This is a genomic window from Saccharothrix sp. ST-888 (genome assembly GCF_000955975.1).
GTDB lineage: Bacteria > Actinomycetota > Actinomycetes > Streptomycetales > Streptomycetaceae > Kitasatospora.
The window spans coordinates 1-362 of sequence record NZ_JYJF01000545.1 but is presented as its reverse complement, the minus strand read 5'-3'; the positions used below and the strand labels follow the sequence as shown (position 1 = coordinate 362).

The 362-nt window shown below is 74.3% G+C and carries 1 protein-coding gene; it reads left to right on the top strand.

Features of this window, described 5'->3' with window-relative positions; genetic code table 11:
* Positions 1-362 (top strand): neutral zinc metallopeptidase (locus UK12_RS33730; protein ID WP_045307030.1); only part of this gene is annotated, 362 nt, incomplete at both ends.

The window sequence follows — 362 nt, the reverse complement described above, 5'->3', positions numbered from 1 at the left end:
CCTGCGGCCCGGCCACCTCGGCTGTCGGCCCGTTCTACTGCCCCGCCGACGAGACCGCCTACTTCGACCCCGGGTTCTTCAACGAGCTGCCCACCCGGTTCGGCCCCAGCGGCCGCCCGTTCGCCGCGCCGTACGTGGTCGCGCCCGAGTACGGGCACCACCTCCAGAACCCCACCGGGACGATGGACCGGGTCGGCCCGGCCCGGCAGGGTGCCAACTCCGCCTCGGTGAAGCTGGGGCTCCAGGCCGACTGCTACGCGGGCGTGTGGGCCTCCAACGCGACCCGGACGCCGCAGGCGAGCACCGGACGGCCACTGATCACAAGCCTCACCGCCGCCCATAGCGCCACGGCCCTCGACGCG